This window comes from Pseudoalteromonas espejiana DSM 9414, assembly GCF_002221525.1.
GTDB lineage: Bacteria > Pseudomonadota > Gammaproteobacteria > Enterobacterales > Alteromonadaceae > Pseudoalteromonas > Pseudoalteromonas espejiana.
On sequence record NZ_CP011028.1, the window covers coordinates 1,679,776 to 1,697,085 of the forward strand.

Annotated in this window: 17 protein-coding genes; 12 read left to right on the forward strand and 5 right to left on the reverse strand. The window is 48.3% G+C overall.

Features of this window, described 5'->3' with window-relative positions; genetic code table 11:
• Positions 1-321: 321 nt before the first annotated feature.
• The 4 genes from PESP_RS07745 to PESP_RS07770 all read right to left on the reverse strand — a co-directional run bounded on the left by PESP_RS07745 (position 322) and on the right by PESP_RS07770 (position 5,080).
• Positions 322-723, reverse strand: a complete 402-nt coding sequence (locus PESP_RS07745) for a hypothetical protein (RefSeq protein WP_089347515.1) — start codon at positions 721-723, stop codon at positions 322-324.
• Positions 720-1,295, reverse strand: a complete 576-nt coding sequence (locus tag PESP_RS07750) for a pentapeptide repeat-containing protein (RefSeq protein ID WP_089347516.1) — start codon at positions 1,293-1,295, stop codon at positions 720-722. The genes PESP_RS07745 and PESP_RS07750 overlap by 4 nt, the downstream gene beginning before the upstream one ends.
• Before the next feature lie 1,793 nt (positions 1,296-3,088).
• Positions 3,089-3,526, reverse strand: coding sequence for a hypothetical protein (locus tag PESP_RS07765; RefSeq protein WP_089347519.1), 438 nt, complete (start codon positions 3,524-3,526; stop codon positions 3,089-3,091).
• A gap of 78 nt (positions 3,527-3,604) precedes the next feature.
• Complete coding sequence (locus PESP_RS07770) at positions 3,605-5,080, reverse strand: hypothetical protein (protein ID WP_089347520.1); 1,476 nt, start codon at positions 5,078-5,080, stop codon at positions 3,605-3,607.
• 270 nt (positions 5,081-5,350) lie between these two features.
• Here PESP_RS07770 and PESP_RS07775 point away from each other — a divergent pair, with 270 nt between their 5' ends.
• The 5 genes from PESP_RS07775 to PESP_RS07800 all read left to right on the forward strand — a co-directional run bounded on the left by PESP_RS07775 (position 5,351) and on the right by PESP_RS07800 (position 11,399).
• Complete coding sequence (locus tag PESP_RS07775) at positions 5,351-5,689, forward strand: hypothetical protein (RefSeq protein ID WP_125939506.1); 339 nt, start codon at positions 5,351-5,353, stop codon at positions 5,687-5,689.
• Positions 5,690-6,196, forward strand: coding sequence for a hypothetical protein (locus PESP_RS07780; RefSeq protein ID WP_089347522.1), 507 nt, complete (start codon positions 5,690-5,692; stop codon positions 6,194-6,196).
• A gap of 115 nt (positions 6,197-6,311) precedes the next feature.
• Positions 6,312-7,910, forward strand: a complete 1,599-nt coding sequence (gene terL / locus PESP_RS07785) for a phage terminase large subunit (protein ID WP_164504412.1) — start codon at positions 6,312-6,314, stop codon at positions 7,908-7,910.
• A 298-nt stretch (positions 7,911-8,208) separates the two neighbouring features.
• Positions 8,209-10,338 (forward strand): portal protein, encoded by a 2,130-nt coding sequence (locus PESP_RS07795; RefSeq protein WP_089347524.1) that lies wholly within the window; start codon positions 8,209-8,211, stop codon positions 10,336-10,338.
• A 2-nt stretch (positions 10,339-10,340) separates the two neighbouring features.
• Positions 10,341-11,399: a hypothetical protein gene (locus tag PESP_RS07800; RefSeq protein ID WP_089347525.1), complete on the forward strand. Its 1,059-nt coding sequence runs from the start codon at positions 10,341-10,343 to the stop codon at positions 11,397-11,399.
• Between the two features lie 705 nt (positions 11,400-12,104).
• Here the strand turns inward: PESP_RS07800 and PESP_RS07805 are convergent.
• The gene (locus PESP_RS07805) at positions 12,105-12,515 is read right to left on the reverse strand and encodes a hypothetical protein (RefSeq protein ID WP_089347526.1); all 411 of its coding nucleotides are present in this window, start codon (positions 12,513-12,515) and stop codon (positions 12,105-12,107) included.
• A gap of 306 nt (positions 12,516-12,821) precedes the next feature.
• On the opposite strand from PESP_RS07805, the gene PESP_RS07810 reads away from it, so the two are divergent.
• The 7 genes from PESP_RS07810 to PESP_RS07840 all read left to right on the forward strand — a co-directional run bounded on the left by PESP_RS07810 (position 12,822) and on the right by PESP_RS07840 (position 17,310).
• Positions 12,822-13,961: a N4-gp56 family major capsid protein gene (locus PESP_RS07810; RefSeq protein WP_089347527.1), complete on the forward strand. Its 1,140-nt coding sequence runs from the start codon at positions 12,822-12,824 to the stop codon at positions 13,959-13,961.
• 90 nt (positions 13,962-14,051) lie between these two features.
• Positions 14,052-14,363: a hypothetical protein gene (locus PESP_RS07815; protein ID WP_125939507.1), complete on the forward strand. Its 312-nt coding sequence runs from the start codon at positions 14,052-14,054 to the stop codon at positions 14,361-14,363.
• Between the two features lie 15 nt (positions 14,364-14,378).
• On the forward strand, positions 14,379-15,041 hold the full coding sequence (locus PESP_RS07820) for a phage adaptor protein (protein WP_089347529.1): 663 nt from the start codon (positions 14,379-14,381) through the stop codon (positions 15,039-15,041).
• 253 nt (positions 15,042-15,294) lie between these two features.
• Positions 15,295-15,657, forward strand: a complete 363-nt coding sequence (locus PESP_RS20385; protein ID WP_125939508.1) for a hypothetical protein — start codon at positions 15,295-15,297, stop codon at positions 15,655-15,657.
• Entirely contained in the window at positions 15,651-16,040 is a 390-nt protein-coding gene (locus PESP_RS07830) for a hypothetical protein (protein ID WP_089347531.1), read from the forward strand. The genes PESP_RS20385 and PESP_RS07830 overlap by 7 nt, the downstream gene beginning before the upstream one ends.
• Positions 16,040-16,603: a hypothetical protein gene (locus tag PESP_RS07835; RefSeq protein ID WP_089347532.1), complete on the forward strand. Its 564-nt coding sequence runs from the start codon at positions 16,040-16,042 to the stop codon at positions 16,601-16,603. The genes PESP_RS07830 and PESP_RS07835 overlap by 1 nt, the downstream gene beginning before the upstream one ends.
• Positions 16,603-17,310, forward strand: a complete 708-nt coding sequence (locus PESP_RS07840) for a hypothetical protein (RefSeq protein ID WP_089347533.1) — start codon at positions 16,603-16,605, stop codon at positions 17,308-17,310. The genes PESP_RS07835 and PESP_RS07840 overlap by 1 nt, the downstream gene beginning before the upstream one ends.

Here is a 17,310-nt window from a genome sequence, read left to right on the forward strand (position 1 = left end):
ATTTTAGGGTCGCTCTCGTGCTTCTCCATCGCGTTCTTGATTTTCGCTATAGCTACAAGGTTCTCTATCATGTATTTCATTGGTTCGTCCTTTTGTTTTGCTCGTGTTTAAAGGGTGGTTATTAGTATTTAGTAGCAAATGCTAACGCGCTGGTTAACAGTAATACTACTATTGCGGCGCACGACAAAACGGTGCGCGTAAGTCGTTGCTCGACGCGACGGTAGTATCTTGATTTCATAGTGACTCCGCTTAAAAAAGTGGCCGCATAATATAAACACTGCTAATGTATGTCAACAGTGTTACTGTTAAAAACAAAGTGGTTTAAGCTGCTTGCAACTCGTTGGTATACAAGGGAACAGCTCTGTCTGGCGGTAAGAAGTTAGGTAGGGGCTCTAAGCCCGATTTCGTGAACTCTACTAATACTGTACGCCCGACAAGCTCGCCTAAATCGGACAGGTCTCGGATGCCTAAAGCCCCAAGTAGCATGTCCAATTTTCTCTCCCATAAGGCTCTCGACTTAGGGGTCGTTGCTGCAGTAAGGTGAAAGTTACGGTAGTAGTACACGCCAACTCGACGGCCATCGAATGACTCTATGACCTGCATGTTAATCGCTGGATCGCCTGCGCCATTCAATGATGCGCCTCTGATTTGAAACTTGTACTGACCAACATCAAAGTAGGGCTGTTGGTACTGTCTTGTTCGACGAAAGGCTGTTGTGCTCATGCCGCCTCCTCAAGTGCTACTGGCTCTGCGACAGACGGTGCGCGTAATGTGCGAGCGAAGGTTAACAAGGCTTTCACTTCCTTGCGATAGTTCTCGTCAGGGTGCTCGTCAACTAGCTCTTCCCATACGCTGTGCACCGCAATCTCTTCGTTCACTCGCAGCGTGGTCGGTGTCAACAGGGCGGTGATTGGCTCGCCATTTGGTAACGCGCGGTCTAGCACGTAATAGTTAGCAGGTAGCCTCGCTGCTCGTAGGTCAACAGACTTCACATCGCTTGGGTCAAACGTTGATGACTCAAGGTTCGCGCTGAACATACACGCGGCGTAAACGTTAACACCTGTTAGGTCTGAGTGACGGAAGGTGGCCGCTTGCACTGTGGCAAAGGATAAGTCAGCCCCCTTAAAGTTACAGTTGATGAATGATGAGTCTTTGAGGTTGGCGAACGATAAGTCCATGTCCTCGAAGTTACAGTCAATGAACACCGCGTTCGAATAGTCGTTGTTCGCTGTCTTTAGTGTCGTGAAGTCTACGCCGTGCTCTACGCGTTGCATGTTAGTTTGTGCTTGTTCCATATTAGCCTCCAAAAGTTATGGTTTTATGGTGTTTGCCCGTCAGTGGGCGTTAAAGAATAGAATTTAGTAGTTACTGGTCAGTTGTTGATCGCAGGTACGACCTGTGTTCGCGTTTTATACAAAGTGTCCAGCTTTCTGAAAGGGGTGTCCAAGTTTGAAAATAAAGGTGGACACTTATTTTTAATTTTGAGTGAGTGCTCATTAACCCCCGCACCCCGTTAGGACGCATGTGTGAGAATATAGCATCGTCGCCCGACAGGGGGCTGTCCACCTTGTCCATGTTGTCCAACATTTGGATACCTAGCATTGAGAGAAAGTTTTTTGTTATTACTCTTTAATAAGTATTAATTAATAATAAATATATAATAAGAGGTATGGACAAAGTTGGACAACATGGACACTTTGGCCTAAAGCCTTTGCTGGTGCTGCTTTCGAGCGTCCAACCCCCTTGGACAGCGCTGAAAAAAGGTGGACAGGTGGCCTAAAAAGGTGGACACTTTTGCCATCCCTAAACCACTGATAACTAATCGCTATCTGTCACCCGCTTTCCAACTTTTGCCACCGCCTACCAGTATGCAGCACCCGACCGCGCCATCAGCTGTCTGCACTCCTTCGCAAATCGCACGGCCTGCTCCGCGTGATGCCTAGCCCTCGCCGGAAGTCCCTCGTTCATCGCCCGTCGCCATGCCGCCCGTTGTTGCTCTGCCGCCAGTCGTGCCGTACCCGCTCGCTGTCTCATATCCTGTGTACTCATGCCCATCGCTCTGTCTCCTATGCCGCTCGTTGTAGGTCGGTTTGCAAGTGGCGCTCAATCTCGCGCAGTTGGTATGTGATATTCAGCACCTGCTGCTTAAGCCGTGCCGCTTGTCGAAGGTCGCCCAACTCATGCGCTAGGTCGGTCGCTAACCCATAGTCGCCAATCGCATGCCAGCTCAGCGCTATCCCGTCCAGTATCGAATAGCCGCTCGCCAGTAGTCGTCGGTGTAAAGCGTTAATCGGTTGCATCTCGTTCTCCTGTCTGTAGTGGTTGCTTTGTGTTGTGTGTTAGTCGCCGCTCGTCAAAGGTCGGTCGATGAGTGTTATGTGTTGTGCGTTAGTCGCCGCTCGCTGGTCGATGAGTAGCACGCGCCCCCCGTTGAATGGCCTCTGTCGTTCGGATGCCTCTTAATTTCTGTCGTCTAAGACCCCCGTAAAAATAAATTCAGCATCGGAACCCGACTCCGGCTTATGTGCAGGATTAAGGGTGTTTGCTTGGACTTTCGTGTCAGTCGTGGAATCTACCTTGACGCAGGACGCAGGACATGCGGAGCGAGGAACGAGCGTAGGAGCGAAGCGGGCTGTACTAGCGTACTAAGCGTTGAGGTTAAGTGGAACGTCTGTAAGCGAAATCTAAGCTCCCTTAATCCCAACATCAGCCCATTCTCCAAACAGAACGCAATTCAATCCTGTCCACATTGCGCTATCGAACTCTCCTAACCGTCTTATCCGTGGAATCTGATTGATGACCAACATCTGCTATTCGTCCTCTGCCATTCGACGCTCGCCCTTTATCCTTTGACGATCCTCACTTCTCACATCCTCACTTCTCACTTCTCACTTCTCACTACTCACACAAAAGGTCTAATCTCTTCACCTTCCTCACTTCTCACTATGTAGGGGATAACAGAACAGCATACTTCTAGGCCATGTGGCGCGGGGGCTGAGTGTTGTCAGGGCAGGGCACTCGGTAGGGGGTCAGAAGAGAAGGTCAGGCGTTAGCGGCTAAAGACCAGGGCTCACTGTCACACTAATGATTAGTGTAAGTAGTCAGTGTGACTTGCGCTCATTGCTAGACCTTTAGCACGACGTGCTGCGTATGCACGGCTACGTGCTTCGTCAATAGCCGTCACTTTGCCTTTACCAGCACACTTTGCGCATGGAATGTCTTTGTTGTGCTTATGGATGCGGTATAGACCTGTCCCGTTACATGCTTTGCAGTGAGTGCCTGTCACAGACTCAACTATCGCTTCCACAGCGTTAATCTCAGGGCTTTTCTCAGGCGTAGGTATACGTTTGCCTATCCACTGGTAATACTCCTCGCTGTATGCGCGTATACGGATTTTCTCTATCGTTTCCTCCTCCGTTTCAGCAGGTGCGTCTAGCGCGTTTAGTGTTGCTTCATAGGCAGCAGCGCTACCAAATAAGTCGTCAGTGTCGAATAATGAATCAAGTGATAATGTGTTGGTTGACATAGTTATTTACCTCTTTTATATTTCAGAAATGAGCAGGGTGTTGCTTCACCCTGCTCGTAGTTTCTTAGCTAAGTTATATTAGAAAAGAAATTTGTTTGTGATAGCCTCTAGCTCTAACGGGCTAGTAGGCTTTTTATTGCGCATTGCTGTTGACTTCGTTAGCTTCTCAAGCTTCGCAGCTCTTGCGGCCAACTCGTCTTGGCGGTATTGGATTGCGCGTACTTTGCCTATCTCTTTAGCAGCCTCGGCCAATTTCTCCTCGCTACCTTGTGTGAAGTGAACACCCCAGAACTCAACACCGTCGTCAGTCGTGAATGACTCGATTGTTGTTGGATTGCCCAGCAGTCGGTAAGCGTCGGCTTGGAACTCAGCTTGCTTGCGTGGACTAACGCGTGTCCCTGTGTAGCCAGCCTTCTTAACCATCTGAGCCACTAAGAACTCGATAGGGTCGAAGGTCATGTATGATGAGTAGACGCGGATTGGTGTGTCTAACTCTACAAGGTCTAGCAGCTTGCGGAACTCTGTTGCGTAGTGCTCTAGGTAGGCGTGTACGATACGTGTCTCACGTAGTAGCTTTTCAACCTCTATCACCTCGTCGTCGCGCACTGCGTTAGACATTGCAGCGATTGTTAGCTCCTCGCTTGTGTTATCCATTTTGTGGATTTGGTCAAGCACGTATTGCTTTCTACCCTCAAGGCGTTCGATTTTGTTTGAGAGGTCGATGGCCTTGCGCATGCACTTGGTAGCGAATGGGATGCTCTTCTCAGGCATATCACCGATGTGTTCAACCACAAGCCCGTAGTTCTTATCCGCAATGGCTTTACCACGTAGCTGCTTCATGATTGCCCAAGCACCGTATTGAGCGCCTTGTGTCCACTCGTCAGGTGTTCTGTGTAGGCGGTCTTCAATCCATTCCTCTTTTGTTACGTCCTCGTACACAACCTTGCGTTCACTGTCCATCGCTTGTGTTACGTTGACCTTTTGCTTGCGTAGGTCGTGCTGTTGCATATCATGCACTAGCTCGTTGTCTGCCAGCCATTGCGCAGCCTCGTCGTCCTCTTCGTAGAACCCAAGGTCTGCAAGGTCGTTATGCTCGCCATCGTCCATGAACCCATCGTCAAGGTCGTTGTTGACCTCGAATGTAGCCTCGATAGCGCGTTGGAATGGGTGAAGCTCGAACACGTAGTCACCTAGCGTACTAAGCACTTGAGCATGGCCTTGGTACTGTTTGAATAGCTCCTCAGCCCAATCAGCTACGCCACTCACTGCGCTGCTCATCTTGTGTATTCTCGTGCTGTCTGCGTCCTTGATTGCCAGTGCCATTGACGTTGCGATAGTGTTGTCCGCTTGGCGCACCATCTTGTTTAGCTCTGACTTAATAGCCCATGCAATACCGCGTACAACGTAGTTCGTGCGGTGGCCGTATACCGTTGACAGCTCGTCTATTGCTAGCACTGCTTGTTTCGTTAGCTCTGAGGTTGACATGCTTAGCGCTGCTTGGCCGTTAGCTGTGAAACCTTTAGTGTCTGCGTTAGAGATAAGTACGTTTTTCATAATGTTTACCTTTTATGTTGTTGGGACTCCTAAGTAGGTTCAACGTCCCGATTTATGAATGACTCGAATCAAACTCGATCCGAACCGACCGCGCCTTCTGAGAGAAAGCACATACATATGAATAACCAACCACTGACACAGAAAACGCGGCAAGCGACGCAGGACAAAAAACGAACAGGGGCGGGGGTAACACAGGGCGATTTGCTATATATTTTTTTTCTAAATTTTTTGCGGTGAATCCTAACAGTGTTACTATTATAAAAAATAACAGTGAGGCTAATAATAATGAAAGCAAATGCCCTTGTTGAATCGTTGCGTAACACCGCTGTAGAGCTTATGAACACTGCCAGCGAGCTTGAAACAAAGTACGTGGTTACGCCACGAAGCAACCCCCAAGAATTTAAACTCATTATCCCGCTAGGTATGTTTGCTGGAACGGCGGTGGATACGCTAAATCTTAAGAACCCGCCTAACGTTGTGTACGTCGGTGAGTGTCGCATGGGTGGTGTTGACTACAGCTCAGTGCGCATCCTTGTACGTGAACCAATCGATATTGATATTGCTCAATGGGAACTTGTTGGAGACAACACGTTAGTTTGGAGTGAGTAAATGTCGGGGGAATATTCACTATCAACGCTTAGCGGGAGTTATGCGTCGCTCGGCATAGCCCGTCTAACCGCACAAGAAGAAACATATGTTCAACGCCGTACGCAGGGGGTTAACCCTTCTGCGGCGGCAAGGGCGGCTGGCTATAAGTACCCAGCAAGAGCGGTGGCTGAGTTATCTGAACGTGAGGACATAAACCTAGCAATCTCTTACATGCGCGAAATGCAAAGGCAAGTTGCTGTCCAAGCGGGTGCTATCGAGTTCACCAAGGACGATGCAACCGCACTCTACCTTGAGGCGCACGCTAAGTCGGCTACAGCGATGGAAGAAATACGCGCGGTGGATTCGCTCGTTAAGCTGCATGGCCTAGCAACACCTGAGAAAGTCGAAGTCAATATCACCAACCGGTCGCAAATGGAAACGATGGACGATGAGCAGCTACTCAAAATGGCGGGGCAAGATATTCAATTGTCGCCTGATGAGTATAAGGTGACGCGTGATGAGGACTGAGCATTGCCATGAATGTTTGCGCACCGTTCCTCATTTTGAAATGTATGACCAAAAACACTGCTTAAGTTGCGCAAAGCAGCTAGGAACGTTTGTAAGGCCGTCTAATAAAGAATCAGTGGAACGAATCGAACACGAGTTTAAACGCGTGCGAGAGGAGGAATTAGAGGCGTTTAACGTAGAACTTGAGGCGAGGAAAGAGCTTGCTGAGCGTGAGTTGGTTCGTCGTAGGCTGTTGCCATTCATCAAACGCCACAATGACGCTTATATGCCCGGCTGGGTTCATGCTGATATTTGTATGCGGCTGGAAAAGTTTGCGCAGGACATTGAGAACGGCCTATCGCCACGGCTGATGATTACGATGCCACCGCGACACGGTAAGTCTGAAATTGGCTCTAAAACATTCCCTAGTTGGTACTTAGGCCGTAACCCTAGTCATGAGGTAATCACCTGTTCGTACTCAGGCGACTTGGCGGAGGACTTTAGCCGTAAGTGCCGTGACTTACTGGACACCGACAAGTTTAAGGCTGCATTCAAAACACGCCTATCGCCAGATACCAAGAGCGTTAAAAAGTGGATGACTACCGAAGGCGGTGGCTTTACTGCGGCGGGTGTTGGTGGTCCGATAACGGGTCGTGGTGCTCACTTAGGTATCATTGACGATCCAGTTAAGAACCGCGAAGAGGCAGAGTCGGAAGTTACGCGCCAGAAGGTAAAAGATTGGTACTCGTCGGCATTCTACACACGTCTTGCACCAGGGGGCGGTGTGCTGATAATTCAGACTCGATGGCACGATGACGATTTGGCGGGCTGGCTGCTAAACGTATTCGAGGAAGCCAAAAAAGAGGCTGAGGAGAAGGGCGAACCTATCCCAGAGGACGTTGACCAATGGGACTTAGTAGAGTACCCAGCTATTGCGACACAGGACGAAAAGTACCGTAAGAAGGGCGAGGCGCTTCACGAAGATCGCTACCCGTTACCTGCACTACGTCGTATAAAACGTGCCATGATACCGCGAGATTGGGAGGCGCTTTACCAGCAAAGGCCAGTGTCTGAGGACGGTGACTTCTTCACGCGTGATATGTTCCGCTATTACAAGATGGGCGAGCTACCACCGTTGGAGGATATGCGTCTGTATGCTGCGGCTGACTTGGCTATCTCTACAAAACAAACGGCGGACTACAGTGTGTTTGTGGTGGTCGGTATTGACCGTAAGCAGAATATTTGGATTGTCGACCTCATACGTGGCCGTTGGAACTCGTTGGGTATCATTGACCGAATGTTTGAGATACAGACGAAGTACAACCCTGAGCTGTTTGGTATCGAAACAGGGCAGATTGAGCTGACGCTTGAGCCATTCATTCAGAAGGCCGAGCAAGAACGTGGTACCAGTTTACGCTATGAAAAGCTTAGAACACGGGGCGCTGACAAAGGGACGCGTGCTAGGCCGATACAGGGTCGTATGGAACAGGGCAAGGTTATATTCCCTACCATCGAATCTACGCCTTGGATGAGTTCGCTACAGAACGAGCTACTAAAATTCCCGCTAGGCGCTAATGATGACCAAGTAGATGCGCTGGCGTGGATAGGCCAAATGCTTATGTTGTTCGGTATCCGTAACGAGAAGAAGGCTAAACCTAAGAAGTCATTTAAGGATAAATTACGTAAGTTTGGCGGAGGCACTAGGAGCCGTCATAAAAGTGGTATGGCAGCTTAGCGTTTATTGAGAATTAACAGTGCTACTGTTATTATTGCATAACAGTAAAATAATAATAACAATAACAACAGGTCGTGAACTTGGACGCTGAAACTATAAAACAGATAATCGCGCTAGGCTCGCTCTTTGTGGCCGTGATTGGTTTGTGGCATAAGCTAGTCATTTTGCCAATCAAGGAGGAACTAAAGCTGAATGCGACCAGTATCCGCACTCTTGAGATTGACAGTGCTAAGCTGGACACAACGCTCACCGCGCTTACAAACGCAATTGATCGACTAACCGATAGGTTGGACCGTGAATGAGTAGAAATAAGAAAAGAGACCCGAAGGTTGTTGCTCGTGATAATCAAACCCGTTTTGAGGAGGCAAACAACACCAAGCATAAGGACTTTATCAAACGCGCCGTACGTAATAACAACTTTTACGCGGGTGAACAGTGGGATGAAGAGGATAAAGCTCGTCTAGACCGCGAAGGCCGACCAGCCTTAACGCTTAATATGATCTTATCAACGGTGAACGCCATTATCGGTGAGCAGCTCGAGCGTAAAGTTGAAGTTGTCTACCGTCCACGCGACTACGGTGATGAGGAGACAGCGTTTGCGCTCAATGCCATTACCCGCAGTATCCTATCGCTAACGCACTTCGACGATACCGAAGAAGATGTATTTGCTGACGGCCTAATCACAGGCCGTGGGTACTATGATGTTCGCATGAGCTTTGAGAAAAATCTACAGGGTGAGGTCACTATCACGTCGGAGGACCCAATTGATGTTGTCCCTGATGGTGAGGCAAAAAGCGCAGACCCGTCTACGTGGAACGAGGTGTTTATCTCACGCTGGTTAACGCTTGATGAGATTGGCGCTACCTATGGCTGGGAGAAAGTCGAAGGCTTAGAGCGCCTAGTTGATACCAGTAGCTACAACACGGACGACAACTTCGAATACTTTGAAGGTACGTTCGGTGGCACAAGCCGCACGACAACGATGGACGAGAAGGACAGCCGACAACTACGACGTGTTCGTGTTATCGAGCGCCAGCACTTTGAAGTTGATGAGCAGTTCCATTTTGTCGATATGAAAACGGGCAATATGCGCCCAGTTCCTTTCGGCACTGACAAAGAGGAAATGGAGGCGTTCGCAGAGCAGTATGGCCTTGAGCTAATAAAACGCAAAGGTCGTCGAGTGCGAATGACTGTTACAGCGGACGACATTCTGCTGCATGATGACTGGTCAATCTACCGCTCGTTTACTATCGTGCCGTTCTTCCCGTACTTCCGCCGTGGCAATCCGTTCGGTCCAGTAGATAACCTAATCGACCCACAGAACCTGCTTAACAAGACCAGCTCGCAAGAGTTGCACATCGTTAACACAACAGCTAATAGCGGTTGGGTAGTGCAGGAGGACTCGCTGGTTGATATGGACGCGGAGGACTTGGAGGAACGCGGTGCTGAAACTGGCCTAGTGCTACAGTACAAACGTGGCTACGAGAAACCAGATAAGATTCAGCCTAACCAGATACCAACAGGTATCGACCGTATTTCGCAGAAGGCCGCTGCGACTATCCGTGAGATTTCGTCTGTTAACGCGTCAATGCTTGGTACGGCTCGCGCTGACCAATCAGGCCGTGCGCAGGAGGCTGCTGTAAGTCGTGGTCAAATCCAAGTGTCGGTAATCGTGAGTAACCTTAAGCGTGCCCGTCGAATGGTTGGCCGTAAGATACTTGAGCTGGTTCAAGACTTCTACAGTGAGACTCGCTACTTCAAAGTGACGGGTAGTAGTATTCTTCATGGCGAGGAGCGTACAGAGGAAGTCGGTATCAATATGCCGGACGAGGACGGAAACATAATCAATGACGTGACCGTTGGTGATTATGACGTTGAAGTGAGCTTTAGACCTTCGGGCGGTACTATGGCCGACCAAGAGTTTGAGGAAGCACTGCGCTTACGCGAGATTGGTGTGGCTATCCCAGACCATGTAATCGTTCAGCACTCGAACCTTACTAAGCGTAGTGAAATCGCAGAGTTCCTTAAAGAAAGCCAGGGCTTTGGTGAGCCTAGCGAAGAACAAGCGGCGCTTGAACAAATGCAGGTTCAACACCAAATCAACATGCTGCGCAAAGAGCTTGAAAAAGTGGATGCAGACATTGATGTGGCACTTGCGACTGCTAAAGAGAAAATGGCTAAGGCCGACTCATTAAGCGGCTTCAATCAGGCTCAAATGGAACTACGTCGACTTGAACAAGAACGCGTGGCTAAAGAGCAAGAGCTATCACTTCGTATCGCTTTGTCGGCTAGAGGCCATCAGAACCAGAACGCTATGAATGATAAGCGTATTTCTAGCCAAATCGCTATGAAATCTATGGATATGGCGTATAATGCGTCGAATAAAGATAACAGTAACACTAATAAAAATAATAACAGAGGTGACTAATAATGGCTGCAAACCGTAACCTTGATGGACTTAACGCAACATCGGCAATCTTTGATGATTACACGCCACCTACGCCAGAGGAGCGCGGTGACTTCGTGGAGGACGATGAAGCCCCTGCGGACGATGTTGTTGATGAGCTTGAGGACGAGCACGAGGAAGCAGATGAACTCGAAGAAGAAGCAGAAGAACTCGAAGAAGAAGCAGATGAAGAAGATGACGGCGAGTCAGAAGAAGATGAGTCTGAGTCTGAGGGTGAGGACGATGTGGATGGTGATGAAGGTGAGGAGGACGAGCCTGCTGAAAAACCTTCTAAGGTCGCTAAAGGCCGACGTGTCCCGCTCGAACGACTGAACAAGGAAATCGAGAAACGTCGTAACCTTGAGTCTGTTGTGCAAAACCTACGTACGGAAATCGACGCTTTGAAGGGGGCTGGTAGCCAAGAACCGAAGGGCGAACAGCAAACCGACCCTGTAGGCTTCACCCGCGAAGAGTTCGAGGGTATGCAGGAGGCTATGCTTGACGGCGAGACGGATAAGGCTTTTGAGCTATTCGGCAAAATGATGGCTAGCCAAACTCAAGCAGTACAGGCTAAGGCTGAGCAAGAGGTGTCAGAACGTGTGCGCAATGAGCTTAACCAAGACCGTGCAATGTCTGAGCTGCAACAAACGGCACAGTCACTAGCTGAAAAGTACCCAGAGCTTGATAGTGCTGGCGACGAGGCGGACGAAGGTCTAATCGAAGAGGTTGTCGAAATGCGTGACCTGTATGTTGAGCGTGGCCTTACGCCAGCCGAAGCTCTTAAGAAGTCGGTTCGCTTAGTTGCTCTTGAAAATGATTTAGTTGACCGTACAGCTAAACCTAAAGCGGATATGGCTAAGCCTACTAAGAAAACCAATACCAAGGCTAAGCTAGCTGCGGCTAAGAAAGAGCGTGGCAAGTTGTCGGGTACAGGTGGTGGCAATAGCCGACCTGATATTGATATCTCACGTATGTCAGACGACGAGTTCGCAGGTCTTAGTGCAGAGGCTAAAGCGCGTGCAAGAGGTGATTACGTGGTTTAAACATGCGTTTATATTTTTTTACAATTATCTTTCAAGGGGCCGACACATATGTCGGCTTTTATGTGACTAGTTTTCAGGGAGTGGGGGTATGTTAAGAGTATTACTAATCAATTTTAATAAAATATTTTTTAAAGCGTTTAATCGCAGGGGATCGGCCTGTATAGTGGCCATTCTAAAGAGATTTAGAGACCTAGTTCACATTTTTTAAAAGTTAAAAATCCTTTTCTGAAAAATGTGATAATATAAGTGTGTGTCTGAATTTCGGAAACGAAAAAAGCTCACAATTACATGGTAACTGCAAGCTTTAAACAGATGAACCCTCGCCAAAGGGTTAAATCTTTAGTGACGTATGCGTCAATTCTCAATTGCATATTAGTACACGTTAAGTGCGAATACAACAAAAAAGTCACATTTTTGTGATGGTGTATTCGCTGGCAGGCCTTTATTTTAAACGTATAAATTAAGGTTTTATTATGAAACGGTTTGTTGGTACTTTCATGTCCGCGTTAGTGCACAGTATTGATTTTGTTAATATTGGCATTTTCGGGTTGTTAACGGTAAGTGTGCTGTGTATTACTTGTGTACTTATTACTTCTATGATTATTTCCCAAGAAAAAGGAAAATAGCTTAGTCTGAGTCATTACAACAGGCTTTAGTGTAGCTTATAAAGCCGGCGTAAAAGTCGGCTTTATTTAAATGGGGTGTTTATTGCTCTTCTTTGAACCAAGAGGTGGGTACACCGGATTCTGAAATTCCCATTACCTTAAGTCCATCAGAGCTAGTGATGAAAACTCGTGCAGCGACATTATTCGACCACTTTGTTGCATAAGGTTCATAGCGTGAATATGGGCCAAATAGTGGTGCGGTAAGTTTAATAACTTCACATTTCGAGTGGTAGATTGATTTCTGTTTGGTGTTGTCCAATCTATCTTTTATTACACTTCTTGCTGTTCTACAAATAGCCATAGGGTCCCATTCTGAGGAAATAGAGATGCCTTTATAATCTGGATGATTTTTTTTAGGGCTAGAGCTGTAATTAGACTTGATTAACTCTATAGAGAATCCTCCAATTATAGAAATACCAAGTATCATTACAATAATTTTCAAACGTTCCATGATTTAATTCCTCCAAAATAAATTATCTTTATATTATAAATGCTTAAAGTGAAAATTAGTACTTTTTAGTTATCAATCTTTTTAGTAGCTTTACTGTTGAAATATTTATTAGTAATAAATATAATTACTGTTATTCAAGGTGATGCCTTGTTAATCAATCCTGCCCCACAGCTCAGTTATGCCGTGCATTCATTTCGATAGACCCACGTTACGGGACGACTCAAAACATTTGGATTTAATAAGTCCACTGTTAGTCGTTTCGCGACAAAGCCAACGGCTCAGGGACTAACGAAGGGTATGCTTTAAATGGCAAAGACTAATTTCTCAGCGTTAGACGACGACGCTAAAAAAGTATGGTCACGTGATACGTGGCACCAAGCACGCGAAAAAATGTTCGTGTCAAAGTTCATGGGCTCAGGCCAGAACGCAATGATCCAACGCATTACCGAGCTAACTAAGTCAGAGCGCGGTACAGAAGCGATTGTGACATTAGTACCTGATATGCACGGTGACGGTATCGTTGGTGACAACGAATTAACTGGCAACGAGGCAACGCTAACAGCTCACCAAGATAAGGTTGAGGTTGACCAACTTCGTAACGCGGTTAAAAACACTGGTAAATTAAACGACCAAAAAACAGTTGTTAACTTCCGCGAACAAGCTCGTGACCAGCTAGCTTACTGGCTATCAGACCGTATGGACCAAATGACGTTCCTACAATTAGCTGGCCTAGATTTCGCGCAAACTAACGATGGTCGAGTACGTCCTGGTCAGGGTGCGAATGACGACAACCTTTCAGACTTAGCGTTCAACACTGCGGGCGGTCTAGCACCGACTTCTGAGCGTCACTTAATGTGTCTTAAAGGCGGTCAAGTTGTTGATGCTGATACGACTGCGATCACCGCTGACGACAAGCTGGGCTACGACCACATTGTGCGCCTGCAAGCAATTGCTAAGACTCGCTATATTCGTGGTATCCGTGGTAACGGCGGTTCAGAAGTGTACCACCTGTTCCTACACCCAATGGCGTTAGCAACGTTGAAGCTAGACCCAGACTTCAAAGAGAACGCGCGCCATGCTGGTGTTCGTGGTGATAGCAACACGCTATTTGCTGGCGGTGAGTCATACATTGTTGATGGCCTACACATTCACGAGTTCCGCCATGTACCAACTACTTTAGGCGCAGATAGCGGCTCTAAATGGGGCGCTGACGGCAGCGTAGATGGTTGTATGGGTCTGTTATGTGGTGCGCAAGCATTAGGCTTCATTGACCTAGACACAGCGTCTTGGGATGAGCGCGATCACTTTGACTACGGTAACAACTACGGTATTGCTTACGGCAAAATCTTCGGTATGAAGAAAATGCAGTTTAAGGACGCTAAGAAGTCTTTAGACCGCAACGTTAAGCAAGACTACGGTGTTTTACGTATCGACTTCGCTATCTAAGTTAGGCCAAGGGAGTGAGTCGACCACTCCCTTTCAAATGCAAGAGATTTATAAATGAAAGTTAGAAATTTTACACGCCAAACAATCCGAGTGACAGCACCAATCGGTGGTCATGTATTACTTGTTCGTTCAGGTGAAACTCGTGATGTTCCAGCGCATCTTGAAGATGCAGCTATCCGTTCTGGCCTAGTTCCATTAGAAGATATTGAGCTGCAATCGGAGCGCGAGGCAGCGATTCTAGCGGAAGAAAAAGCTAAAGCTGAGGCACAAGCCAAAGAAGAGGCGAAAGCTGCTGAGGAGCAAGCTGCGGCGCTAGAAGAAGCGGCTCGTAAGGCGAAAGCTAGTGAAGCTGCGAAGAAGGCAGCTGCAACACGCGCAGCGAATAAAGCGGCTGGTAAGTAATAGAGGCATATTGTCATGTTAACCGTAGGAACAATACTAACAAATCGCGTCCGTGTCCTTCTACGAGACATTGACGAAGGCGGCGTACAGTGGCGTGACCCAGAGTTGATCCAATGGTTCAACGAGGCATGTGCTGAGGTCGCAAGAGTTCGCCCAGAGGCGTGTAGCACTACAGGCCCATTCCAACTACAGGCTGGCTCAAAGCAGAGTGTGGCAACGCTAGGTGCGTCACGTGTGCTTGAGGTTATCTGTAACATGAAAGATGGTGCGGAAGGTCGCGCTGTTCGTCACGTTGAGCGCTCTACGCTAGATAACGAAGACCCTAATTGGATGGCGGGGAGCAAGACTGACACCGTATTTCGCTACAGTGTGAGCTTGACTGACCCACGTTCGTTCTACGTTTACCCCCCGGCTGACGGCACAGGTAGCTTGTTGATGGTTACAGGTACTACGCCAGATGAGGTTGAGTCACTAACCGACGCGTTTCCGCTACCGTCGATGTATGCGGCTTGTGTGGCTAACTACATTCTGCACCGTGCGTTCGCTAAGTTCACTGAGTCGGAGTCTATGCAGGCTCGGGCACAAAACTACTACAACGTATTTATGGCGCAGATTGGTGATACTCAAGCAAGCATGGAGAGCGACAACGCCAAGACCCGTGACCCAATAGGGGCGTAGCATGGCGAACGTTCAAGAATGGGTTGATAGCATCAGAATGGACGTGCCTGAGCCACTAGATACAACGGTGGCTCGCCAAGTTAGGTACGCTATTCAAGAGTTTTTCAGGGCATCCGAGGCATGGCTACACACGGAGCGCATCGAGCTTGTAGAGGACAATGCGCCACTTGAGAACATGCCTGATAAAACGTATGTCGCTGCTACCAAGTATGCCTACTTCGAGCCAGAGGACAGAGATGGGCGTTACAAGCTTGTGAGTGAGCTACCCCATCGGTTAACACCCGCAACACGCGTAGGGTGCTTTGCGCACAGTGGCAATAGAATCCTTTTAGACGCTTTTGAGAAGGGTACGCTTGAGGTGTCGGTTGTTGTGCAGCCCAACCGTAATATCGAGAGCGTACCTGACTCGCTAGGTGATAAGTGGTTCGACGTTATCCGACGTGGCGCTGTTGCTCGTCTGCTGTCTATGCCTGAAAAGGAGTGGTCAAACCCACGTGCTGCGGCCACCTATGAAGCGCACTTCCGCGAAGGTATCGCAAAAGCCAAGCGTGAGGCGCGAGACGACCGCAGTAGGCCAAAGCGTTCTGTTAGGTTCAATAAGGGTTTCGCATGGTAACTGACCCATTTGCAGTAGATGATATTGAAATGGTGTTCCCTGTGATAGAGCCGTATATCGAACGGCTCTATCGTTGTTTTGGTGGATACCCTGTGGAGGAGGTTAAACGCCTTCTGACTGTTCGAGCTGCAACGCTTCATCTAGTCGGTGATAACGCGTTTTTTATAGCGCAGTGGATTGACGACAAGGCGCATGTATTGTGTGCCGCAGCAATGAACGGCCACGCGGGTAATTGGCCTGAAATAATGGCAAGTGTGTCCGACTACCTTAGCAAGCTGGGGTGTAAGAAGTTCACATTTACAAGCCCACGTAAAGGGTGGTCGAAGGTAGCGGAACAGGTTGGTTTTAGTGTTGAATCTGTAACGTATGTGAAGGAGCTTTAATGTCTAGTCCTGACAAACCTAAAACATCTGAAGGTGAAAAACTACAGGTCGAGCTTGCGTCAAAAATGTTTGATGAAGGCTCAAAAGTAAAAGAGGCAACGCGTGACTCGTTCATGGCCTCAAATAGACGCGACAATCGTTCACAGCTTATGGCTCGTGTTGGTGCGGATTCCGCGAAAGTGAGTAAAGAGCGATTGCAAGAGTCCCGTCGACAAGGATCATACAAGACCGTAGACGGCGGAGTCGATGTTAAATCGGCTGGTATTGCGGCAACGGGCAAAGGTGGCCGTTCGTACTATACAGAGGGCGATATTGTTCGTCGTGATACGTCAAGCACAGAACGTGTGGCTCGTAGCATGGGTGCAGAAGGCCAACAACGTTCAATGAGCGACTTTGTTGAAGACAACAAGAAAAAACAGGCGGTCTTTGATTTAATTGGCGCGGGTGTGAACGCATACGAGTATAGCAAAGATTCAGGCAAGAGTGGTAAAGGTGACACAGGTAAAACGTCTGGAAATGATGCCAACGCAAGTGTCGCGGATATTTTAGGAGCGCTTAACTAATGGCTACAGCTACCAGCGAAACTAGCACAAACGATACCCAGTATTCTAAGTTTCCTTGGAATGCGAACAGTATGGGCAGCATATTTCAGTCGTCTACTGCTTCGGTGGTCAATAACATGATCAACAAGGCAAAAACGACGGTTGCTTCGGAGCTTGATTATGAGGCAGAGCTTGAGCGCATGTACCAAAACCAAATCACTGACTACGAGCAGAACACTCTCCCGATTATTAATGACTTGCTGGACGAGGCTGAAAGTACGTCGATTGTTGATAGGTCTAGGCAGTTAAGCGCTGGCCTTAATGCTAAAACGTCTGAGGTGGCTAGCCGCCAACTAGGGTACAGCATGGGTGGACAGTTGGCCTCGCAGCAGAACGCGTTAGCACGTAGCCAAAACAGAACGGTAGCGGCCTCTCGCTCAGCTACTATGACTCAGGCTTACGAAGATCAACGTGTTAAACAACAAGCGGCACGTACGCAGCTTATGTCTATTAGTGAACAGTTACAGTCATCGGGTACAGCTTCAATGTCGCAGGCGTACCAAGCTAAAGAGCAGCGCGACGCGGCTTACAAGGCAGCTAAAGGCGGCTTTATGTCACAAGTTGGTGCAGTGGCCGGTGGTGTTATCGGTGGTGTGTTTGGTGGCCCAATGGGGGCGGCAGCTGGTGCGTCAATCGGTGGCGCGGCAGGCGGAATGATAGGGGGTTAA